The sequence below is a fragment of the Methylobacterium sp. Leaf399 genome (genome assembly GCF_001424525.1).
In the GTDB taxonomy this organism is placed as follows: domain Bacteria; phylum Pseudomonadota; class Alphaproteobacteria; order Rhizobiales; family Beijerinckiaceae; genus Methylobacterium.
Genome location: NZ_LMQK01000013.1, coordinates 20,373 through 41,693, shown reverse-complemented (window position 1 = coordinate 41,693; position 21,321 = coordinate 20,373). Strand labels below are relative to the sequence as shown.

The following is a 21,321-nucleotide window of genomic DNA, read 5'->3' as shown; positions in this document are numbered from 1 at the left end:
TCGGCCGTTAAACGCACCAGCGCCCATGGTACTGTGTCTCAAGACACGGGAGAGTCGGTCGCCGCCAGACCTGCACAGAACAAAACACGCCCTCATACAAAACGATCACACGCAGAAAGGGCCATCTCCTCACGGAGTTGGCCCTTTCTGCGTTGGCGTGCCGACGCTATAGGCACGCGATGCGCCTTCTCCTGATCGAAGACGACCCCGAGGCACTGGCCTATCTCGCCAAAGCGTTTCGCGAGGCCGGCCATGTCGCCGATGGCGCCACGGACGGTCTCGACGGCTATGCGCTGGCGCAGGGCGGGGACTACGACGTCCTCGTCGTCGACCGGATGCTGCCCAAGCTCGATGGGCTGTCCCTCATCCGCGCTCTCCGGGAGCAGGCCGTCACCACGCCGATCCTGATCCTCTCAGCCCTCGGGCAGGTCGACGACCGGGTGAAGGGGCTGCGCGCGGGTGGCGACGACTACCTGCCCAAGCCCTATGCCTTCTCAGAACTGCTCGCCCGGGTCGAAGTCCTGGCGCGGCGGCGGACGTCCGGCCCTGGCGCGGCCGTCGCCACGGCTTACCGGATCGGCGATCTCGAACTCGACCGGCTGTCGCACCGCGTCGCTCGCGCCGGGCGCGACATCGCCCTGCAGCCTCGCGAGTTCCGGTTGTTGGAGTACATGATGCAGCATGCCGGGCAGGTGGTGACCCGCACCATGCTGCTCGAACACGTCTGGGACTATCACTTCGATCCGCAGACCAACGTGATCGACGTCCATATCTCGCGCCTGCGTGCCAAGATCGACAAGGATTTCGAGCGACCGCTCCTCCATACCATCCGCGGCACCGGTTATGTCATGCGTGACGCGGGCACGGATGCGGCGGGGGCATCATGAGGCTGCCGCGGTTGAGGTTTCCCCGCGGCCTCGGCAAGCTGTTTCGGACGACCGCGTTCAAGCTGTCCTTCGCGTACCTGGCGATCTTCGCCACCGTCGCCTTTTTGGCCCTCGGCTACGTCGCCTGGAACGCGGCCCGCGTCCTCGACGACCAGATCGTGTCCACCCTCGATGCCGAGATCAACGGGTTGGCCGAGCAATACGGCGCCGGTGGCTTGCGCCGTCTCATCGCCACGGTGGAACGACGGGCGGGCGAGCCGGGGGCCTCGCTCTACCTCGTGACCACGCCGGCCGGCGAGCACATCGTGGGAAACGTCGGCTCCCTGTCGCCGGGGCTTCTGTCCCAGCCCGGCCAGACGGAGGGCTCCTATTCCCGCCGTGGTGAATCGGACAGCCTCGACCACGAGGCGATCATGCGCGTCTTCACGCTGCCGGGCGGTTTTCGCCTTCTCGTCGGGCGTGACGTGGTCGAGCGCGACCGCCTGCGCGGGGTGATCGGCCGGACCTTCGCCTCCTCCCTCGCCCTCGTGGTGGTGCTGGGCGTGGCCGGCGGCTGGTTCGTGGCGAGCCGGGTTCTCAAGCGCGTCGACGACATGACCGAGAACGCCCGCCGGATCATGGCCGGCGATCTCGACGGCCGGCTCGGCGTCGCCGGCAACGGGGACGAACTCGACCGCCTCGCCGAGAACCTCAACGCCATGTTGGCGCGCATGGGCGCGCTGATGCAGGGCCTGCGCGAGGTATCCGACAACATCGCCCACGACCTCAAGACACCCCTGACACGCCTGCGCAACCGGGCCGACGATGCGCTGCGCACCGCGCGGACACCCGAGGCGTTGCGGGAGGCGATGGAGGGGGTGATCGAGGAGAGCGACGGCCTCATTCGGGTCTTCGACGCACTGCTGATGATCGCCCGCCTGGAAGCCGGCAGCATCCGCAAGGCGATGACCGCCTTCGACCTGTCTGCCGCGGTTCGCGAACTGGCCGATCTCTACGAGGCCGTCGCCGCCGACCGGGGCCTCGACCTCCAGGTCGAGGCCGAACCGGACCTGATGCTGCGGGGCAACCGAGAGCTCATCGGGCAGGCGTTGGCCAACCTCCTCGACAACGCCCTGAAATATGCTCCCAACGATGTTCCGGGTACGATACGCATCGCCGTGACCCGGGACACCGGGGCCATCCGCCTCGTCGTGGCCGACACGGGGCCGGGTATCCCGGAGGAGGCGCGCGAGCGTGTGTTCGACCGGTTCGTGCGCCTGGAGGACGCGCGGTCGCGCCCAGGGTTCGGCCTCGGCCTCAGCCTCGTCGGGGCGGTGGTTCGCCTGCACGAGGGCGCCGTCGCACTGCAGGACAATGCGCCCGGCCTTCGCGTCGTGATAACCCTTCCCCTGGCGCAGGACGGGGAGGGGGCATGACGGGCGAGGGGACGTTGCGTGACGGGATCGTGGCCGCGCCGCCGTTGAGCGATGCGCGAGCGGCGGCAGCGCGCTTGGCCGAGATCGAGCCCGGCCTGCCGCCCGATCTGTTGACGCCGCCCCTGCGTGCCCTGCTCCTTGGGCTCGCCGATCATTCGCCGTTCCTGTGGCAGGCGGTCCTGCGGGACCCCGCCCGTCTCGTGGCCCTCTGCGACCGGTCGCCGGACGTCGTTGGACGCGAACTCTGCGAGAGGCAGCGGCGGGCTGCCGGAGGCGGGAATGTCTCCCTCGACGAGGTCGCGCGCCGCTTGCGCAGAACCCGCATCGAGCACGCCCTCCTCGTGGCGCTCGCCGATATCGGTGGCCTCTGGACGCTGGAGACGGTCACCGCGGCGCTGTCGGATTTCGCCGATGCCTCGGTGGCCGCCGCCGCCGAGGCGCTGTTTTTCGAGGCCACGGCGGCCGGCCGGTTCCTGCCGCGGGATCCCACCGATCCGCAGGCCGGGTCCGGCCTCGTCATCCTCGGCCTGGGTAAGCACGGGGCGCGGGAACTCAACTATTCGAGCGATATCGACCTGATCGTGTTCTTCGATCCCGAGACGGCGCCCCTCAAGGCCGGGATCGAACCCGCACCCTTCTTCATCAAGCTGGCGCAGGGGATCGCCAAGCTGCTGCAGGAGCGCACCGGAGACGGCTACGTGCACCGGGTCGATTACCGGCTCAGGCCCGATCCCGGCTCGACGCCGACCGCGCTCTCGCTGGACTCGGCCTATGTCTATTACGAGACCGTCGGCCAGAACTGGGAAAGGGCTGCCTTCATCAAGGCCCGCGCCATCGCCGGGGACATCGCTGCAGGCGAACGGTTCCTGGCGGGCCTGACGCCGTTCGTCTGGCGCAAGTACTTCGATTTCGCGTCCATCGCCGACGTCCATGCGATGAAGCGCCAGATCCACGCGGTGCGCGGCCACGACACCATCGCGGTGGCCGGCCACGACATCAAGCTCGGGCGCGGCGGCATCCGGGAAATCGAGTTCTTCGTGCAGACGCAGCAGCTCGTGTTCGGCGGCCGTAGGGCGACCTTGCGCGGCCGCACCACCGTCGGGATGCTGGCCGGCCTCACCGAGGAGGGCTGGATCGACGCCACGGCGCGGGACGAATTGACGGCGGCCTACGTCTTCTTGCGCACCATCGAGCATCGCCTGCAGATGCTGCGCGACGAGCAGACCCAGCGCCTGCCGACCGATCCGAAGGAACTCACGGCCTTCGCGAAATTCGCCGGCTTTCCCACCAAGCGCGCGTTCGAGGCGGCGCTGCTCCATCACGCCCGCCGCGTCCAGGCGCATTACGCGCTGTTGTTCGAGGCCGAACCGGATCTTTCGGCGGCGGGCGGCAGCCTCGTGTTCAGCGGGACGGACGACGACCCCGCCACCCTCGCCACCCTGAGGAAGCTCGGGTTCCGCGAGCCCGAGCGTGCGACCGAGACCGTGCGCGGCTGGCATTTCGGGCGTCGGCCCGCAGTCCGCACGGCCCGGGCCCGCGAGGTGCTGACCGAACTCGTGCCGGCCCTGATGCAGGCGATCGGCAGCACCGCTCAGCCCGATGCCGCCCTCGATACCCTCGACAGGGCCTTCGCCCGGATGCCGGCGGCCCTCGAACTCCTCACCATCCTGCGTTCCAACGATCGCCTGCGCCAACTCTTCGCCGACCTGCTCGGATCGGCGCCGCGACTGGCCGAGACCGTCGCCTTCAGTCCGCATGTGCTCGATGGCGTGATCGATCCGGCTTTCGTGGCGCCCAGCGACGATCCCGCCGACATCGACCGGCAGTTCCGCGACCTTCTCGGCCGGCCGGCCGACCACGAGGATTTCCTCGACCGCAGCCGCGACGCGGCCCGGCAGATGCGCTTCGCCACAGGCGCACGGCTGATCTGCGGGATCCTGTCGCCCGAGATGGCCGGACGCTCCTATGCGGCAATCGCCGATGTCGTGGTCGGCCGGAGTCTGGCCGCCGTCTCGGCCCTGTTCGAGGCGGAGCACGGACCGGTTCCCGGTGGTCGCGTCGCGGTGATCGGCCTCGGGCGGCTCGGTTCGCACCAGCTCACGGCGGAATCCGATCTCGACCTGATGGTCGTCTACGACTTCGACCCGGACGACCGGCGTAGCTCCGGTCCACGGCCGCTGGATGCCGCGGTCGCCTACAACCGGCTGACCCAGCGACTGGTGGCGAGCCTCACCGTTCCGACCCGGCGCGGCGGCCTCTACGAGGTCGACCTGCGCCTGAGGCCCGGCGGCGGCCAGGGTGCCATCGCCACGCAATGGCGCAGCTTCCTCGCCTATCAGGCCGACGAAGCCGAGCTATGGGAGCACATGGCGCTGACCCGCGCCCGTCTCATCGCCGGCGACGCCGGGCTCGGAGCCGAGATCGAGGCCGCGATCCGCGCGACGCTCCTGCGTCCGCGCGAGCCGGCGGCCGTGAATGCCGCCGTCCGCGCCATGCGCGCGCTGGTGGAGAAGGAGAAGCCGTCGCGCGGCGCCCTCGACCTCAAGCTGAGTCCGGGTGGGCTTCTCGACCTCGATTTCCTCGGCCAGGCCCTTGTGTTGGGCCACGCCCGGGCACATCCCGGCCTGACCGGGCTCCACGGACCGGATCTCTTCGCGCATGCCGCCGAGGTGGGGCTGGTGCCGGAAGAATCCGCCGCGAGACTGTCCGCCGCCCACCGCCTGTTCGAGGCCGTGCATCAGTGGCAGCGCCTGATGGTGCAGGGCGATCCGACCAGTACCTCGACGGTGACCCTGGCGCGGCTCGCCAAGGCGATGGGCGCGCCGGACGCCCGCAGCCTGACGGCACAGCTCGCCGCGGAGCGCAGCGAAGTGAGGAAGCTGTTCGATCGCCTGCTCGGGCGTCCCTGAGCCCAAATTGCCCGTTCTTTTCACGCGCTGGCGGGTCGGACTGCCACGCCGGCGCGGGACGCGGGCCGATCCGCAATTAAGCGGACGTACGGTCCGTCGTGGCCGGAGATTTGCGGGCGACGCGGCCGGTGGACGACACCGGGGGTATCCCTATGCTGCCGCCGACGGTGATCCCCACGGAAGCGCCCGAAGGGACATCCCTCACGGGTCCTGCGCCGACCCGACAACCTCTGCCCGACGATGCCCGGCTCCGCCGAGCCCAACCGTTGAAAGAATCCAGGAGCCATCCCGTGAGAGACTTCTCCCTGCCCGGCCGCTCGCCCGTCTATGCCGCCAATGCGGCGGTGGCGACGTCGCATCCCCTCGCGACCCTGGCGGCGATCGAGGCCCTGCGCAGCGGTGGCAACGCGGTCGATGCGGCCATCACGGCCTGCGCCGTGCAATGCGTGGTCGATCCGCTGATGTCGGGCATCGGCGGGGATTGCTTCGCGCTCTACACGCCCAAGGGCGCCGGAAAGCCGGTCGCCCTCAACGGGTCGGGCCGGTCGCCCGCTGCCGCCAGGGACGCCTGGTACCTCGAACGGGGCATCACCATCGAGCCGACCTCGCCGCACGCGGTCACAGTGCCCGGCGCCATCGCTGCCTGGGAGACGCTGCTGCGCGACCACGGTACGCGTAGCCTCGGCTATGTGCTCCAGCCGGCCATCGCCTATGCCGAGGGCGGTTTTCCGGTCCAGCCCCGCGTTGCCTGGGATTGGGAGCGGTCGGCGACGCGGGTGGCGCAGGATGTGGATGCGGCGGCGAGCTACCTCGTCGGCGGCCAGGCGCCCGAGGCGGGGACGATCGTCAAGCTCCCCAAGCTCGCCGCCACCCTGCGGCGCATCGCCGAGCACGGTGCCAAGGGATTCTACGAGGGGCCGGTGGCGCAGGATCTGGTCGCCAAGCTCCAGAGCCTCGGCGGCCTGCACACGCTGGAGGATTTCGCGGCCGCCGCTCCCGAGTACGTGACGCCGATCACCACCCGCTATCGCGGCTACGACGTCTACGAATGCCCGCCCAACGGCCAGGGACTGGCTGCCTTGATGATGCTGAACGTGCTCACGCACTACGACATCGGTGGCATGGGCGAACTCGACCGGGTCCACCTTTACGCTGAGGCCTGCAAACAGGCCTATCACCATCGCGACGCGCTGTTCTCGGACCCGGTGCTGAACGCGGTGCCGGTCGAGCACCTGCTCTCGGACGCCTGGCTCGCGAGCGCCAGGGGCGCCGTGGATATGACCCGTGCCACGCCACCGGTGATCTGGCCGGAGGTGGAGGCTGAGCGGCAGCACAAGGACACGATCTACCTCTGCATCGTCGACAAGGACGGCAACGCGATTTCCTTCATCAACTCGCTGTTCCAGGGCTTCGGCACCGGCATCATGGGGCCGGAGAGCGGCGTGCTCCTGCACAACCGCGGACTCTCCTTCCGGGTCGAGCCGGGCCACCCCAATACGATCGCCCCGAACAAGCGGCCGATGCACACCATCATCCCCGGCATGCTGATGAAGGAGGGGCGCACGGTGGCGCCGTTCGGGGTCATGGGCGGCCACTACCAGGCCATGGGCCACGTCCAGTTGCTCACCGGCATCATCGACCGCGGCCTCGACGTGCAGGAGGCCCTCGATGCCCCGCGCAGCTTCGCCTACGGCGGCGAGCTCGAGTTGGAAGCGGGGTTCTCGCCCGATCTCCCGGCCGCCCTGGAGGCCCGCGGCCACAGGGCGGTCCGTGCGCCCCAGGCCATCGGCGGCGGGCAGATCATCTGGATCGGCGAGGACGGGACCCTGGTGGCCGGTTCGGACCCGCGCAAGGACGGCAGCGCGCTGGGCTACTGACCGCGGGTGGGGCGACGGCCGGCGGATCACGACGCTCACCCCTGGAAAACAGAACGGCGGAGGCGCTTGTCGCGCCTCCGCCGTTCTTCGTTCGACGAATGTCCGTGGGGCCTATTCGCCCGTGAGCGCGGCCTTGGTGCGGGACCACCAGCCGGCCCGCTTGGGACGATCGGGATCCACAGGCGTCAGCACGACGGCGACCGGCTCCGGCCGCGGCTCGAACTTCGCCGGCTCCTGCACGGTGTCTCCGATCTTCGCCGATGGGGCAGGGGCCTCGGTCGGCGAGACCGGTTCAGGCACGACGGAGATCGGCAGGTCGATCGCCACCGTCTCCACCGGAGGAGGCGTCGTCTCGCCGGTGTCCGGGCCCTCGCCGGGTGCGCTCACCGCTTCCACGAGATCGGCGGACACGGGCTGCTCGGCCTGCAGGACCGTCGCGATCTCCTCGGACGGGTGGGCGTCCTCATCCGATCCGGCGCCCTCCGACCCCGCACCATCGGCCTCGCCGACCGAAGCCCCGCGCTCGCGACCTTCACCGCGCTCGCGACCACGACCGCCGCGACGTCCGCGGCGCCGGCGGCGACCCGCACCCTCGTCTTCGCTGGTCTCGCCCGCCGCGACCGATTCGGCCCTGGGCTCTGCGACGGCCGCGTCGGCGCCTTCGGCATCCTCATCGGACTCCGAACCGGCCTGATGCTCGTCGTCGCCGGCCGTCTCGTTCTCGCCGGCGTCCTGGTCGCCGGCGTCCTGCTCGCCGGTCTCGTGACGACCGCCGCGCCGACGCCGCCGCCGGCGACGGCGGCTGCGACCTTCGGCGGTCTCCTCGCCGTCGCCGCGCGGTGCGGGCGCATCGGCCGATTCCGAGGCGGCCTCGATGCCCTCGGCCTCTTCGGCCTCGGGCTCGAACTCCTCCTCGTCCTCTTCGAGCTCCGGCATCACGGCAGTGGCGCGGATGCCGGTCACCGGTCCTTCCGTCCTCACCGCCGGCTCGCCGCGGTCGAGCTGGAACGCCGAGGTGGCGGCCAGGCGCTCGTCGGCGGCGATGGTCACGGAGACGCCGAAGCGGACCTCGAGCTCACGCAGGTGAGCCCGCTTCTGGTTGAGGATGTACAGCGCGACTTCGGTGCGGGTGCGCAGCACGAGGTTGTGGCTGGTGCTCTTGAGGAGCGATTCCTCGATGGAGCGCAGGATCTGCAGGGCCACCGACGCGGTGGCGCGCACGTAACCCGAGCCTCCGCAATGGATGCAGGGAAGCGACGAGCTTTCCAGCATGCCGGTGCGGATGCGCTGGCGACTCATCTCCAGGAGCCCGAACGGCGAGATGCGGCCGACCTGGATACGGGCGCGGTCGTCTTTCAGGCACTCGTTGAGCTTCTTCTCGACGGCGCGGTTGTTGCGCTTCTCCTCCATGTCGATGAAGTCGATGACGACGAGCCCGGCGAGATCGCGCAGGCGCAGCTGGCGGGCGACCTCCTCGGCCGCCTCCAGGTTGGTGCGCAGCGCCGTGTCCTCGATGTCGTGCTCGCGGGTGGAGCGGCCCGAGTTCACGTCGATGGAGACCAGGGCCTCCGTCGGGTTGATGACGAGGTAGCCGCCGGACTTCAGGGTCACGTGGGTCGAGAACATCGCGTCGAGCTGCTGCTCGACGCCGTAGCGGGCGAAGATCGGCGTTGCGTCGCGGTAGGGCTGCACGACCTTGGACTGGCCTGGCATCAGCATCCGCATGAAGTCGCGGGCCTCGCGGTAGGCCTCGTCGCCCGCCACCAGTACCTCGTCGAGGTCCTTGTTGTAGAGGTCGCGGATGGCGCGCTTGATCAGCGAACCCTCCTCGTAGACCAGGGCCGGGGCCGAGGACGACAGCGTCAGCTCGCGCACGCTCTCCCACAGGCGCATCAGGTATTCGAAGTCGCGCTTGATCTCGGGCTTGGTGCGCGATGCGCCGGCGGTGCGCAGGATCACGCCCATGCCGTCCGGCACCTCCAGGTCCTGCGCGACCTCCTTGAGGCGCTTGCGGTCGGCGGCCGATGTGATCTTGCGCGAGATTCCGCCACCGCGGCCGGTGTTGGGCATCAGAACGGAGTAGCGGCCGGCCAGCGACAGGTAGGTGGTGAGCGCCGCGCCCTTGGTGCCGCGCTCTTCCTTGACGACCTGCACCAGGATGATCTGACGGCGCTTGATCACCTCCTGGATCTTGTAGTGACGGCGATAAGTGCGGGGACGCTCGGGAATCTCGGCGAGCGCGTCGCCGCCGACCTGGGCGATCTTCGGCTCGGCGTCTTCGCCGTCCTCTTCGCCATCCTCCTCGTCGTCGCCGTCTTCGTCTTCGTCGCCATCCTCCTCGTCGTCCTCGGAGTCGTCGTCATCGTCCTCGTCGGAATCTTCGTCGGAATTATCGTCGGTCTCCGGCTCGGCGCGATCGTCGCTCTTGACGGACGCGGTCTCGCCCTCAGCGGCGAGCATCGGGCCGGCGGCGGCAACGGGCTCGTCGGAGGTCTCGCCTGCCGGCTGGGTCCCTTCGTCGGCGGCGTCCGACGCGCTCGCGGGGGGCGGCGCCGCGACGACGTCGGCTTCGTCGGCCCCGGTGTCACCCGCCTGCGCGGCCTGCTCGTCGGCCAGCGGCGGAATCGCGGAATCCGCCGCATCGACCGCCTGGACCTCGACGCCGTCGGCTTCGGCGGCGATGGCGGTCTCGAACGACGGCGAGCCGACGTCGACGGAGCCGGCCTCGTCCTCGGCGGTCACCGTCTCTGCGGTCTTGGCCGACTTGGCCTCCGAGCGGCGGCCGCGGGTGCGGCGGCGCGGCTTGCGTTCCTCGCGCTCGCGGTGCTCCTCGGCGTCGCGAGCCTCGTCCTCGAGCAGCGCCTGCCTGTCGGCCAGGGGGATCTGGTAGTAGTCGGGGTGGATCTCGCTGAACGCGAGGAAGCCGTGGCGATTGCCGCCGTACTCGATGAAGGCGGCCTGCAGCGAGGGTTCGACCCGCGTCACCTTGGCGAGGTAGATGTTGCCGCGCAGCTGGCGCCGGTTGGCGGCTTCGAAATCGAATTCCTCGACCCTAGAGCCGTGGACCGTGACGACCCGGGTCTCCTCCGGGTGCATCGCATCGATGAGCATCTTGTTGTTGGCCATGACGATCTTTCGACATGGCGGCCGACGCCGTTCTCCTGTGACCGGGCGGTCCCGGTGGAGCGCCGACCGGTCCGAAGCGGAAAGCCTCGACGGGGAACGCTCGCGCCGACCCGATCGATCGGGTGGTGGGGGCCAGGGATGAGGGATTGTCGCCAACCGCCGCTGGGCGCCTGTGGGCGGCGCGCGTGGGGTTGATCCTGGCCAGGGCAGACGGCGAACCGGCGCCACGCACGATGCGGGCGCTTGAAACACGAGCAACGGCAACCGGTGCTGTGCGTCCGACCATCCTCTCCCTGACCTCGCGAAGACATGCGACCGGGCTAGCCGCCGGCCGGTGATTTCAAGAACGGTGCGGCGACCGCGAAAGGATCGCCACCTCTACCGACACCTGCCCGGTCTTGAAGACGCCGAGGGAACGAACGCGGTGGACCGACTGCGAAGGCGACGAGGCCAAAAAGACCAGGACGCGCCCGCGGGCCGCGGATCGAACCGCACGGCACCGGGAAGGGGACCGTATCATTACCGATCCGTGCGTGGATTTGGCAAGGGACAATCGCCGCAGGGATGCGACGAACGGTGCACGGACCGCCGATGCGAACGCCATTCGAAGGCTTCACGACGCGGTCTGCCGCTTCGCTCAGGGGCCGCGCGGGCTTCGTGATACGGTTCCACCTCGAATCGAACGGAAACCGCGTCAGAGGTCGAGGGTCAGGGTCACCGGTACGTGATCGGACGGCCGGTCCCAACCGCGTGTTTCACGCGTCACGGTCACCGCGCGCACGCACCCGGCGAGGTCGGGCGAGACCCAGGCGTGGTCGAGGCGCCGTCCCTTGTCGGCCGCCGCCCAATCGGGCGAGCGGTAGCTCCACCACGTGTAGATCTTCTCGGGCTCGGGCCTCAGCAACCGGGCGGTGTCGATCCACCCGGCCTCGCCGCGCAGGGTTTCCAGGCGCTCGGTCTCGATGGGGGTGTGGCTGACGACGTCGAGGAGCCGCTTGTGCGACCAGACGTCGTGTTCCAGCGGCGCCACGTTGAGATCGCCCACCAGGATCGCCGGGCCGGTCGGTCGCCGGGCCCCCCAGGCGCGCAGGTCGTCGAGGAAGGCGAGCTTGTGCGCGAACTTCGGATTGAGGCCCGCGTCGGGGATGTCGCCGCCGGCCGGGACGTAGAAGTCGTGGATCGCGAGCCCCGCCGCGCGTCCCGCTTCCGGTCCGAGCACGGCCGAGAGGTGGCGGGCATCGGCCCGTTCGCAAAAGCCCATCACGTCACGGGACAGCAGCGGAAACCGCGAGAGGATGGCGACGCCGTTGTAGCCCTTCTGGCCCGCGAAGACGACGTGCTCGTAGCCCGAGCCGCGCAGAGCCTTCAGCGGAAAGGCGTCGTCGGGGCACTTGGTTTCCTGCAAGCAGAGGACATCCGGCTGCGTCTCGGCTAGGAAGCGCAGCACCTGATCGATACGCAGGCGAACGGAATTGATGTTCCAGGTTGAGACGGTGAGGCGCAACGGCTCTGGCTCGTGGTATGCGGTATCGATGAGGCGGATGTCACCGATAGACCGGATCGCGTCGATCGTCGCTGTGAAAGCGGCTTCGCCAACGGCCTGATTGCGCCCTCGGTCCCAGCCTCAGCCCTTCGCAACCCCAGAGGACGCTCCTGCCGTGCCGCGCCTTCGCTCCGTGACGTTCAACTTGTACTGGGCCGCCTGGACGGCGCTCTTCCTGGTGCCCCTCGTGGTGCTCGCCCTGTGCGGGTCACCCGAGCGGCCGATCCGGGCCGCCACGCGGCTGTGGGCCCGCGGCATCCTGTACGGCCTGCGCCGCATCGTCGGGCTGACCTATGTCGAGGAGGGGCGCGAGCACATCCCGTCCGAACCCTGCCTGATCGTCGCCAACCACCAATCGGCCTGGGAGACGCTGGCGTTCCTCGTGCTGATCCCGGACGTGGCCATCGTCGCCAAGCGCGAACTCGTGGCGATCCCGGTGGTCGGCTGGTTCCTGAAGCGCTCGCCGATGATCATCATCGACCGGGCGAACGGTTCGCAGGCCCTGCGCACCATGATCGACCAGAGCCGCGAGGCGATCGCGCAGGGCCGCTCGGTGCTGATGTTCCCCGAAGGAACCCGCGGCGAGATCGGTGAGCCGGTCCAGTTCAAGCGCGGCGTCGAACTGCTCTACGCGAGGCTCGGCCTGCCGGTTCTGCCGGTTGCGGTGAACTCGGGCCTGTACTGGCCGAGCGGGGGCGCCAAGCGGCCGGGCAAGGTCATCGTGCGCTACCTCGATGCCCTGGCGCCCGGCCTATCCTCGGCCGGCTTCATGAGCGCCACGCAGGACGCCATCGACCGCGAACTCGACCGCTGGCGCGTGGCCCCGCGCATCCGCCCCGTGGCCGACGTCGGCCTGCCGACGTCCTGATGGCCGGGGCCGGGCGCCCTCGGTTCAAGACGCCGTCGCTGCCTGCGGTGTCGCGCCCTTCAGCGCGCTGTGGCTGGTCATCAGGTTGCGGTAGTCGGGAATGTGGTCCGACAGCAGGGTCGCGAGCCCTTCGACGTCTCGCCGCCAGTCGCGATGCAGTTCGCAGGCGACGCCGAACCAGGTCATCAGCTGCACGCCGGCCGCCGACATCCGGTTCCAGGCGGCGTCGCGCACCACGTCGTTGAAGGTGCCCGAGGCGTCGGTGACGGCGAAGACCTCGAACCCCTCCGCGATGGCCGACAGGGCCGGGAAGGCGACGCAGACCTCCGTGACCACGCCCGCGATGACGAGCTGCCTACGGCCGGTCGCTCGGATCGCCGCGACGAAGTCCGGATTGTCCCAGGCGTTGATCTGGCCGGGCCTCGCGATGAACGGTGCGTTCGGGAACTTCGCCTTCAGCTCGGGCATGATCGGGCCGTTCGGTCCGTCCTCGAAACTCGTGGTCAGGATGGTGGGCAGCCCGAAGTAGGCGGCGAGGTCCGCCACGGCGAGGACGTTGTTCTTGAAGCGGTCCGGATCGATATCCCGCACCAGGGAGAGCAGCCCGGCCTGGTGGTCCACCAGGAGGACCACCGCCTGGTCCAGGTCGAGGCGCGTGTAGGGCTTGGTCATCGTGATCTCCGGTCCATGAGGCGCAGCGTGCCTGCGACGACGACACTGTGCAGCAGGCCCGGCAGACCCGAAACAGAAACGATCGAAACCCATCGTTTCCATTCTCACTTTCGGTGATCGTCTGCACGCGGGACACGGCGGGATCCCTCACGTATTCTGATCGATCACGGTCACATCGATGGTGTGGCTGTACCAACCTTTCCGCAACGCCTCTGGAACCCGGGGACGCACGCACCTGTTGCAACCCCGGTCGCGACGGGCGACCTCGGAGGGTGGTGCGCGGTGACGACGGGCGTCGACAGGCATGAACTCCGGCAGATCATCGCGGGTCTCAGCGAAGGCGTGATCCTGGTGGAGCCCGACCAGACCATCGCCTACGCCAATGCGGCCGCCCTCGCGATGCACGGGGTCGAGACCATCGACGAACTCGGGCAGACCGTGGATGCGTATCGGGCGCGGTTCTCGCTGCGCTACCGCAACAACCGCACCCCCAACCAGTACCCGATCGAACGTGTCGTCTCCGGGGAAAGCTTCCAGGACGTCATCGTCGAGGTCACCCGCACCGACAGGCCGGACATCGAGTTCGTCCATTGCCTGCGCAGCCTGGTGGCCACCGACCGCGACGGCAATCCGAGCTGCCTCGCCCTCATCCTCAAGGACGTGTCAGACCAGTTCGAGGCCGAGGAGCGGTTCGAGACCACCTTCAACGCCAACCCCGCCCCGGCGGTGATCTGTCGGCTTTCGGACCTGCGCCACGTCAAGGTCAATCTCGGTTTCCTGGAGATGACCGGCTACACCCGCGACGCCGTCATCGGTCGCAGCGTCTACGAGGTCGACGTGCTGGCGGGCGCCCGCAGCCGCGATCTGGCGATCTCCCGGCTCAACGAGGGCGGGACCATCCCGCAGATGGAGGCCTGCCTCGACCTGCCCAACGGCGACACCCGCTTCGTCATCGTGGCCGGTCAGCCGATGGACCTGGGCGACGAGCCCTGCATGCTCTTTACCTTCGCCGACCTCGAACTGCGGCGCAAAGCCGAGACCGCCCTGCGCCAGAGCGAGGAGCGGTTCGCCAAGGCGTTCCGCCTAACGCCGGTGCCGACCGTGCTGGCCCGCGCCGACAGCTTCACCATCACCGGCGTCAACGACGCCTTCAGCCGGGTGTTCGGCTACGGCGCCGACAGGATCACCGGGCGCGCCCCCGCCGAGATCGGGCTGTGGGTCTCCGAGCCGGCGAGATCCACCTTCGAGAGCGCGCTCACCCGCACCGGCTACGTGCTCGGCCTCGAGGTCTGCCTGCGCCACGAGGACGGCACAGACCTCGATTGTCTCGTGTCCGCGGAGAGGGTCGAGATCGGAGACGAGATCTTCGCCCTCATGGTCCTGCAGGACATCACCGAACGGAAACGCACCGAGCGGGATCTGTTCGAGGCGATCGAAGCCGTGATGGCCGACACCTCCTGGTTCAGCCGCGGCCTCATCGAAAAGCTCGCCAACCTGCGCCAGCCCGGCAACGAGCGGAAGGACGGGATCGCTCCCAACCTCACCGTGCGGGAACGCCAGATCCTCGACCTCATCTGCCAGGGGCAGAACGACGAGGCTATCGCCCGACGCCTGTCCCTCTCCCGGAACACCGTCCGCAACCATTCCGCGGCGCTCTACCGGAAGCTCGATGTCCACAAGCGTTCCGAAGCGATCGTCTGGGGACGCAACAACGGTTTTCCGGCCGTGAGTTCGAGCTGAAAAAACCGGTCTACCGGTACATCTGCATCATTGATCCATGGCTCCGACGGGCCACCTGACTGACCGACGCCAGCCGTTCGAGCAGTTTGGAGACGATCGTGAGCAAGCCGAAGACGACCGACTCGGCCGAACAGCTCAAGGGCTCGGTGAAGGAAGCGATCGGCAAGCTGATCGGCGACGGAAAGATCGAAGCCGAAGGCAAGGCCGAGCAGATCTCGGCCAAGGCCGATGCAAAGCCGAAGACGACGTCGAAGCCGTAGCTTCGCCCGTCCGTCGAAACACAACCCCCATGTCACGCGACATTCAAAACGGAGAGTCATCATGGTCGATACGGATCGTATCACGGGTGCTGCCAAGGAGATCGGCGGCAAGGTTCAGGGCGCCGTCGGCGACCTGACCGGTTCGAAGCGCGACTCGGTCGAGGGCCGTGCCCGCGAGGCGCAGGGCGCCGCCGAGAACCTCTACGGTCAGGCCAAGGACACCGTCCGCGACGCCGCGGACACGGTCGCCGACACCGCCCGCGACATCGGCGGCAAGGTCCGCGATGCGGTCGGCAACCTCGTCGGGTCGCACGACGTCGAGGATCGCGGCCGCCGGGTCCAGGGCAAGGCCGAAGCCGACTACGACCGGGCCGAGCGCGCCGTGCGCCATGGTGCCCGCGAGGCCTACGACTACGCCGAGGACGCCTACGAGAACGGCAGCCGCGCCGTGCGCCAGGGTGGTCGCGAGGTGACGCATCAGGTCGCCGAACATCCGATCGCCGCGCTGCTCGTGGCTGGCCTCCTCGGTTACGGCCTCGGCCTGCTCATCCACGGCCGCGACTGAGGTCTCGACCGCAACCCCACGTCGGCGTCTCGCGCGAAGGTCTCGCGAGCCGCCTTCCCGACCGACCGTCCCGGACGGTCAACGACCCGGAGTTTCACCACGTGTCCACATCCCCCATCGTGCCATCGACGTCCATCGCCGCGGCGAACGACACCCGCACCGTCCTGCTGAACGAAGTGTCCTGGGGTGCCATCTTCGCCGGTGCCGTCACCGCCCTGGTGTCCCAGGTCGTCCTCAACATGGTCGGCGTCGGCATCGGCCTGTCCAGCGTCGGAACCAACGCCGCCGACAACCCGGCCGCCTCGACCCTGTCGATGGGCGCCGGCGTCTGGTTCATCGTCTCGGGCATCGTCGCCGCGCTCGCCGGCGGGTTCATCGCCGGCCGGCTCTCGGGCAAGCCCGTCACCGCTGCGGCCGGTCTGCACGGCCTCGTGTCCTGGGCGGTCACCACCCTCGTCGTGCTGTACCTGCTCACCTCCGCGGCGGGCGGCCTCATCGGCGGCGCGTTCTCGGGGGTGACCAGCACGCTGGGCGGGGCCGGCTCCCTCGTCGGCGGCACCGTGAAGACCGCAGCCCAGGCCGCTGCCCCCTCCCTCGCCCAGATCTCGAACCCGCTCGACGGCATCGAGAAGTCGGTCCGCCAGCAGGCGTCCGGCCAGGACCCCGAGGCCCTGCGTGACGCCGCCGCCGCCGCGGTGCGGGCTCTTCTGTCGGGTGATCCGGCCAAGAAGCAGGAAGCCGAGAACCGCGCCGCCGATGCCCTCGCCAAGGCGCAGGGTATCCCGGTCGATCAGGCCAAGACGCAGATCCAGTCCTACCAGAAGCAGTACGAAACCGCCGTCGCCGACGCCAAGCAGAAGGCCGTCGCCGCCGCCGAGGCAACCCGGAGCGCGGCCAGCCAGGGTGCCTTCTACGGCGCGCTCGCGCTCATCCTCGGCGCCCTCGCCGGCTTCTTCGGCGGTCGCCTCGGCGCCCCCAAGCCCGCCACCCTGGTCGCCGGCTACGACGCCCGCCGCGTCTGACAGACCGCTTCGGCCGGTCGTCCAGACCGGCCGACTTTCCCTGATCCCTCACACAGGAGCACAGCCATGAGCAGCACCACGGACAAGCTGAAGGGCCTCGCCAACGAGGCCGCCGGCAACGTCAAGCAGGTGGCCGGCAAGGTCACCGGAAACGACAAGCTCGTCGTCGAGGGCAAGGCCCAGGAACTCAAGGGCGAGGCCCAACGCACCGTCGGCGAAGCCAAGGACGGCATGAAATCGGTCGTCGACAAGGTGACCGGCAAACACTGACCGCGCCGCGGCGGCGGGAGCGCGGATCGCGCCCCCGCCACCCGCCGCGAGCGAGAACGAACACGAGGAGAGTTGCATGAATCGCGACCAATTCCATGGCGCCTCGCGCCACCTGAAGGGCCGTGCCCAGACGGCGCTCGGCGGTATCACCGGCGATCCCGCCCGGCAGGTCCGCGGCGCCGTCAACCAGGTGGCCGGCGGCGCGCAATACGCCTACGGCCGTGTGCGCGAACGCGCCGGGGATCTCGCCGAGGACGGCCGTCATCTCGCGCACGAGGTGCGGGACCGTGCCGGCAACCTGATCGAAGGCGGCCGCCATCTGGCCCACGACGCCCGCGAGCGCGGAGCGGCCTACGGACAGCGCGCCGTGCGCTACGCCGACGACAACCGGGCCTCCGCCCTGTTCGGTCTCGCCGCCGTCGCCTTCGCGGTCGGCTGGTTCGTCCGTCCCAAGCCCTGAATTCCAGGCGCTCGCTTCGCTTCAGGATCTGAAGGGATCGCGGCCATCCCCCCGGTCCCGGACTATCAGCCGGGACGAGACGGCCCGCCGCCCTGATCGTGAACCACGACGGGTCGGCCACCGGTGGAAACGCTAGCGTGAGCGTCGGACGGTCTTCCCGTTTGCTGACGTTCCGCCGACCGGGCGCCGCTCGCGGTCCTGCCGCGGCCACGTCGGGCCGGCGTCACCTGACCCGGCTCGGTCTGTCGGTCAGCCGATCACTCTCGAATATCCCGATCTCGCATCTCCAGAATGGGAACCCACACACGATGAAGTTGACCCTCGCCCTCGCCGCCACCGTCGCCGCCACCCTCATCGGGCTGCCGGCCCAGGCTTCCCCGATCGGCCCCGGCCCGATCCAGGCCCTCACCGAGGGCGCCCTTCCCACCGAGTACGTGCAGTATCGCCGCTTCGGATCTCGCGGTTACGGCCCCCGCCGGTTCGGCCACCGCGGCTACGGTCGCGGTTACGGCTATCGCCGCGGCCCCGGCGTGGGTGCCGCCGTCGGTGCGGGCGTCGCCGGTCTGGCCGCCGGCGCCATCATCGGTGGGGCCATCGCCAACTCCCAGGCCCAGGCGGCCCCGGTGATCGTCCGGGGTGGGGCCGATCCCGAGGCCGTGGCCGCCTGTGCCCGCCGCTTCCGCTCCTATGACGCAGCGAGCGGGACCTACCTCGGCAACGACGGCGCCCGCCACGCCTGCCCGTAAGCAGGTTTCGTAAAAACGGTCGCCGGTTCTCAGTCGAAAATCTGCGCCACACCAGAAACCGAGGCAGGATGAAGCATTGGCCTGCCAACGCGAGCCTGCTTCGCGTTCGTCCAGCTCCGGCGGCGTGGCCCGAGCCCGCCGCCGGTCGACGTCTCCACACCGGGCAGGTGACTGTCCGGCCTTTCCACACCACCAATCAGGATCGACCATGAGCAAGGGCTATCCCTCGATGACCGCGCTTCTCGGCCTTCTGGCCGTGGCGGGCTACCAGAACCGCGACAAGATAGCCGAACTTCTGAAGGGCCATGGCGGCGCCGAGCCGCCACGGATCCCCGTCCAGCCGATTCCGAACACCGGGCCTACCGCCACGGGAGGCGGGCTTCCCGGATTGGCGGGCCTGCTCGGCGGTGTCGGTACGGCGGGCGTCGGTGGGCTGATCGCCAGCGGGCTGAGCGAACTCGTCGATCATTTCACCAAGAGCGGTCACGCCGAGACGGCGAAATCCTGGGTCAACCAGGGCCCCGGCCGCAGCATCGCGGAGGCCGAGTTGGAGCGGGCGATCGGTCCCGAGACCCTCGATCACCTGACGCAGCAGACCGGCCTGAGCCGCGCCGCCCTCCTGTCGCGCCTCTCGCGCGAACTTCCCTCGGCCATCGACCGCTACGCCGCCGACGGGCGCCACCCGGCCTGACGCCGACGGGCGCCAGCCGGGTCGAATTGCGCTAGACCGTCGCTGCGGCCGCTCCGACGCCCGGCCGCAGCGACCCCGACGGCACCCGCCGAAGTTCGATCGACCCCCTGACCGACATCGCGAGAGCACCATGGCCATCGATTATCGCTCCGAACTTCGCAGACCCGTTCCGTTCAGTCTCGCCGTGGTGGCCACGGTGCTGCTGATCTGGCTCGTGGTCGCCTCCATCGCCGCCGGGAAGCAGCGCAGCGCCCGCGACAACCGCATCCGCGAGGTCGAGACCAAGCAGACCGCCCTTCAATCCGACCTCGACCGGCAGATCGCCACCGCCGGCACCCTGGCGTCGCTGCAGGCGAAGATCGGCACGGCCGAGCAGCAGGACCGCCAGGCGACGCAGGCCGCCGAACAGGCGAAGTCCCGCCTCGCGACGCTGAGCCAGGAGCAACAGGCGGCCGAGGCCAAGGCGGCCGAGGCCAAGAAGACGGCGGATGCCGAGACGAAGCGCCTGGACGACCTGAAGGCGCAGGTCGCGCAGGCCGAGCAGAAGCTCGCGCCGCTGCGCGAGGCCGCCACCGCCGCCGAGGCCTCCGCCGTCGAGCGGACTCAGGAACTCGCCGACGTCGGTCGCAGGCTGGAGGAAGTGCGGGTGCAGGAGGTCAAGCTGCGCACCGATCTGGCGGCGATGACACAGGAAGCGTCCAACAAGACGAACGACCTCGCCAAGGCCGAGGAGCGCCAGCAGAACGCCCGCGAAGGTGCGGCCGTGGCACAGAAGGAACTCGCCGAGGCCCGCGCCGCCGCCGAGCAGGCCACCAAGCAGCGCACGGACATGGAGCAGGCCGTTGCCACGCTGACCGTTCAGCGCGAGAAGCTGGCGGCGGAGATCGAGCAGGCCAACCGGGAGGCGCAGCAGGCGCGCGACACGCTCACCACCACCCGCAAGGACCTCGCCCAGGCCCAGGCCGAGCGGGACAGAGTGACGTCCGAGCGCAACCAGCTCGAGCAGACGCTCCAGAAACTGTCCACCGACCGGGACGCCGGAACCGCGGCCCTGGAGGCCCTCAAGAAGCGCCAGGCCGACGCCCAGGCCGAGCTGGCGACGCTCACCGAGACCCTGGCGACGCGCAACAAGGAGGCGGCTACCGTCGACGAGCAACTCGCCACGGCCCGGCAGGACCTCAGTGCCACACAGGCCAAGCTGGCCGACATCCGTCAGCAGCTGTCGAACCAGCCGGCCGGTGGAGCGACCCCGCCGAACCAGCCCGCAGCGGCTCAGCAACCGAAGTAAGCCCGCGTGAACGACCCCGGGTCGGCACCGTTTTCCGGTACCGACCCGGGCAGACAGATCTTCCGAGCGCACGTTCGTCGTGACCCCGGAAGCCGCCGTCATTCCGATGCCGAGGCCTTGCAAGTGCCGAGGCCTTGCCCTCCCGATCACTCGACGCGGCACGGCCGTTCGGCGCGGGTGACCCGCCCGTCGCGGTCGACGTCGAGACGCGCGAAACGCTTCGCGAAGACCGCATCGATCTCCTCGACCGTCAGCGCGCCGTCCCCGTTCGCGTCGATGCGGCGGAAGCGCCGTTCGGGATCGGACGGACCTTTGCCGGGGTGTGCCGCCCACCAGGCGGACCATTCGGCCTGCGAGATGCGACCGTCGCCATCGGCATCGGCCTTCATCAGGCGCGTCCGGTGTCGTGCGAGAAACGTCGCGAGATCGACGCCGACGTGCGTGCCCGGCGCGGGCGATGTCGCCGTGGGAGGCGCGGCCGAAGCGGGGGAGGCCGCGACGAGCGCCGCGAGGGACAGGCAGGCCGTCAGTCTCGCCGTCGAGGCGAGGTCGGCCATGGAACGGCGTCTTGTCATGGAGGAACGCTCCTTGCCGGAGGATCGGGTTGCCGGAGGATCGGGCGGGATCGCGGCCTTTGCCGCGATCCCGGTGTCATCGCCTCACGTCACCAGCGGCGATGCCACCCGCGGTGCCAGCCGACGGGGCGATGGACCACACCCCAGCGGCGCCAGCGCGGCCCGCCCCCATAGAACCGGCGAGGGCCGTAGAACGCCGGGCGATAGGCGTAGGGGACAAACACGGCCCTCGGCCGGAGGTTGGGGCGGCACCAACCGTAGACGCCGCGGTGGAAGCCGGGGCCGCAGCCGTCCCGGGCCTCGGCCGGGGCGGACATGGCCAGCGGAGCCGCGAGGCCGGCCGCCAGCACCGCCGCCGGCAGCAGCCGTTTCAGTGTCGAAGATGCGAACGAGACTGTCATCGTCAT

Annotated in this window: 19 protein-coding genes; 14 read left to right on the top strand and 5 right to left on the bottom strand. The window is 69.6% G+C overall.

Annotated elements, in window-relative coordinates; all coding sequences use genetic code 11:
* Positions 1 to 179 precede the first annotated feature (179 nt).
* The 4 genes from ASG40_RS10465 (at position 180) to ggt (ending at position 7,088) form a co-directional block, all read left to right on the top strand.
* Positions 180 to 887, top strand: a complete 708-nt coding sequence (locus ASG40_RS10465) for a response regulator transcription factor (RefSeq protein ID WP_055884882.1) — start codon at positions 180 to 182, stop codon at positions 885 to 887.
* A gap of 11 nt (positions 888 to 898) precedes the next feature.
* On the top strand, positions 899 to 2,302 hold the full coding sequence (locus ASG40_RS10460) for a HAMP domain-containing sensor histidine kinase (RefSeq protein ID WP_244480588.1): 1,404 nt from the start codon (positions 899 to 901) through the stop codon (positions 2,300 to 2,302).
* Positions 2,299 to 5,211, top strand: coding sequence for a bifunctional [glutamine synthetase] adenylyltransferase/[glutamine synthetase]-adenylyl-L-tyrosine phosphorylase (locus ASG40_RS10455; RefSeq protein WP_055884876.1), 2,913 nt, complete (start codon positions 2,299 to 2,301; stop codon positions 5,209 to 5,211). The genes ASG40_RS10460 and ASG40_RS10455 overlap by 4 nt, the downstream gene beginning before the upstream one ends.
* Positions 5,212 to 5,501: 290 nt before the next feature.
* Positions 5,502 to 7,088, top strand: coding sequence for a gamma-glutamyltransferase (gene ggt, locus ASG40_RS10450; protein WP_055884874.1), 1,587 nt, complete (start codon positions 5,502 to 5,504; stop codon positions 7,086 to 7,088).
* A gap of 111 nt (positions 7,089 to 7,199) precedes the next feature.
* On the opposite strand, the gene ASG40_RS10445 is transcribed toward ggt, so the two are convergent.
* Together ASG40_RS10445 and ASG40_RS10440 are read right to left on the bottom strand one after the other, a co-directional pair.
* Positions 7,200 to 10,214 (bottom strand): Rne/Rng family ribonuclease, encoded by a 3,015-nt coding sequence (locus tag ASG40_RS10445; protein ID WP_055884871.1) that lies wholly within the window; start codon positions 10,212 to 10,214, stop codon positions 7,200 to 7,202.
* 694 nt (positions 10,215 to 10,908) lie between these two features.
* Positions 10,909 to 11,718 carry an exodeoxyribonuclease III gene (locus ASG40_RS10440; protein WP_055884868.1) on the bottom strand — a complete coding sequence of 270 codons (810 nt, stop codon included), beginning with the start codon at positions 11,716 to 11,718 and terminating at the stop codon, positions 10,909 to 10,911.
* 154 nt (positions 11,719 to 11,872) lie between these two features.
* Here ASG40_RS10440 and ASG40_RS10435 point away from each other — a divergent pair, with 154 nt between their 5' ends.
* The gene (locus ASG40_RS10435; RefSeq protein ID WP_055884865.1) at positions 11,873 to 12,625 is read left to right on the top strand and encodes a lysophospholipid acyltransferase family protein; all 753 of its coding nucleotides are present in this window, start codon (positions 11,873 to 11,875) and stop codon (positions 12,623 to 12,625) included.
* Positions 12,626 to 12,649: 24 nt separating this feature from the next.
* Here the strand turns inward: ASG40_RS10435 and ycaC are convergent, their stop codons facing one another.
* The gene (gene ycaC / locus ASG40_RS10430) at positions 12,650 to 13,297 is read right to left on the bottom strand and encodes an isochorismate family cysteine hydrolase YcaC (protein WP_055884863.1); all 648 of its coding nucleotides are present in this window, start codon (positions 13,295 to 13,297) and stop codon (positions 12,650 to 12,652) included.
* 282 nt (positions 13,298 to 13,579) lie between these two features.
* Here ycaC and ASG40_RS10425 point away from each other — a divergent pair, with 282 nt between their 5' ends.
* The 9 genes from ASG40_RS10425 (at position 13,580) to ASG40_RS10390 (ending at position 20,339) form a co-directional block, all read left to right on the top strand.
* The gene (locus tag ASG40_RS10425; RefSeq protein WP_055884860.1) at positions 13,580 to 15,037 is read left to right on the top strand and encodes a helix-turn-helix transcriptional regulator; all 1,458 of its coding nucleotides are present in this window, start codon (positions 13,580 to 13,582) and stop codon (positions 15,035 to 15,037) included.
* Positions 15,038 to 15,123: 86 nt separating this feature from the next.
* Complete coding sequence (locus ASG40_RS20440) at positions 15,124 to 15,297, top strand: CsbD family protein (protein ID WP_443136603.1); 174 nt, start codon at positions 15,124 to 15,126, stop codon at positions 15,295 to 15,297.
* Between the two features lie 61 nt (positions 15,298 to 15,358).
* Complete coding sequence (locus ASG40_RS10420) at positions 15,359 to 15,862, top strand: CsbD family protein (RefSeq protein WP_055884857.1); 504 nt, start codon at positions 15,359 to 15,361, stop codon at positions 15,860 to 15,862.
* A 101-nt stretch (positions 15,863 to 15,963) separates the two neighbouring features.
* On the top strand, positions 15,964 to 16,884 hold the full coding sequence (locus ASG40_RS10415; protein ID WP_055884853.1) for a hypothetical protein: 921 nt from the start codon (positions 15,964 to 15,966) through the stop codon (positions 16,882 to 16,884).
* 66 nt (positions 16,885 to 16,950) lie between these two features.
* The gene (locus tag ASG40_RS10410) at positions 16,951 to 17,154 is read left to right on the top strand and encodes a CsbD family protein (protein ID WP_055884850.1); all 204 of its coding nucleotides are present in this window, start codon (positions 16,951 to 16,953) and stop codon (positions 17,152 to 17,154) included.
* Between the two features lie 76 nt (positions 17,155 to 17,230).
* On the top strand, positions 17,231 to 17,614 hold the full coding sequence (locus ASG40_RS10405; protein ID WP_055884847.1) for a CsbD family protein: 384 nt from the start codon (positions 17,231 to 17,233) through the stop codon (positions 17,612 to 17,614).
* 308 nt (positions 17,615 to 17,922) lie between these two features.
* Entirely contained in the window at positions 17,923 to 18,360 is a 438-nt protein-coding gene (locus tag ASG40_RS10400; RefSeq protein ID WP_055884845.1) for a BA14K family protein, read from the top strand.
* Between the two features lie 208 nt (positions 18,361 to 18,568).
* Positions 18,569 to 19,051, top strand: a complete 483-nt coding sequence (locus tag ASG40_RS10395) for a YidB family protein (protein ID WP_055884842.1) — start codon at positions 18,569 to 18,571, stop codon at positions 19,049 to 19,051.
* A gap of 130 nt (positions 19,052 to 19,181) precedes the next feature.
* On the top strand, positions 19,182 to 20,339 hold the full coding sequence (locus tag ASG40_RS10390; RefSeq protein ID WP_055884839.1) for a hypothetical protein: 1,158 nt from the start codon (positions 19,182 to 19,184) through the stop codon (positions 20,337 to 20,339).
* A gap of 146 nt (positions 20,340 to 20,485) precedes the next feature.
* On the opposite strand, the gene ASG40_RS10385 is transcribed toward ASG40_RS10390, so the two are convergent.
* Both ASG40_RS10385 and ASG40_RS10380 read right to left on the bottom strand, forming a co-directional pair.
* On the bottom strand, positions 20,486 to 20,914 hold the full coding sequence (locus ASG40_RS10385) for an EF-hand domain-containing protein (protein WP_082523997.1): 429 nt from the start codon (positions 20,912 to 20,914) through the stop codon (positions 20,486 to 20,488).
* A gap of 89 nt (positions 20,915 to 21,003) precedes the next feature.
* The gene (locus ASG40_RS10380; protein WP_055884888.1) at positions 21,004 to 21,315 is read right to left on the bottom strand and encodes a GCG_CRPN prefix-to-repeats domain-containing protein; all 312 of its coding nucleotides are present in this window, start codon (positions 21,313 to 21,315) and stop codon (positions 21,004 to 21,006) included.
* Positions 21,316 to 21,321 lie beyond the last annotated feature (6 nt).

Bases quoted from the DNA above. Each gene is read 5' to 3' on its own strand.
- ASG40_RS10465 (WP_055884882.1), top strand. From the start codon at position 180: ATGCGCCTTCTCCTGATCGAAGACGACCCCGAGGCACTGGCCTATCTC.
- ASG40_RS10455 (WP_055884876.1), top strand. From the start codon at position 2,299: ATGACGGGCGAGGGGACGTTGCGTGACGGGATCGTGGCCGCGCCGCCG.
- ASG40_RS10445 (WP_055884871.1), bottom strand. From the start codon at position 10,214: ATGGCCAACAACAAGATGCTCATCGATGCGATGCACCCGGAGGAGACC.
- ycaC (WP_055884863.1), bottom strand. From the start codon at position 13,297: ATGACCAAGCCCTACACGCGCCTCGACCTGGACCAGGCGGTGGTCCTC.
- ASG40_RS10420 (WP_055884857.1), top strand. From the start codon at position 15,359: ATGGTCGATACGGATCGTATCACGGGTGCTGCCAAGGAGATCGGCGGC.
- ASG40_RS10410 (WP_055884850.1), top strand. From the start codon at position 16,951: ATGAGCAGCACCACGGACAAGCTGAAGGGCCTCGCCAACGAGGCCGCC.
- ASG40_RS10405 (WP_055884847.1), top strand. From the start codon at position 17,231: ATGAATCGCGACCAATTCCATGGCGCCTCGCGCCACCTGAAGGGCCGT.
- ASG40_RS10400 (WP_055884845.1), top strand. From the start codon at position 17,923: ATGAAGTTGACCCTCGCCCTCGCCGCCACCGTCGCCGCCACCCTCATC.
- ASG40_RS10395 (WP_055884842.1), top strand. From the start codon at position 18,569: ATGAGCAAGGGCTATCCCTCGATGACCGCGCTTCTCGGCCTTCTGGCC.
- ASG40_RS10390 (WP_055884839.1), top strand. From the start codon at position 19,182: ATGGCCATCGATTATCGCTCCGAACTTCGCAGACCCGTTCCGTTCAGT.
- ASG40_RS10385 (WP_082523997.1), bottom strand. From the start codon at position 20,914: ATGACAAGACGCCGTTCCATGGCCGACCTCGCCTCGACGGCGAGACTG.
- ASG40_RS10380 (WP_055884888.1), bottom strand. From the start codon at position 21,315: ATGACAGTCTCGTTCGCATCTTCGACACTGAAACGGCTGCTGCCGGCG.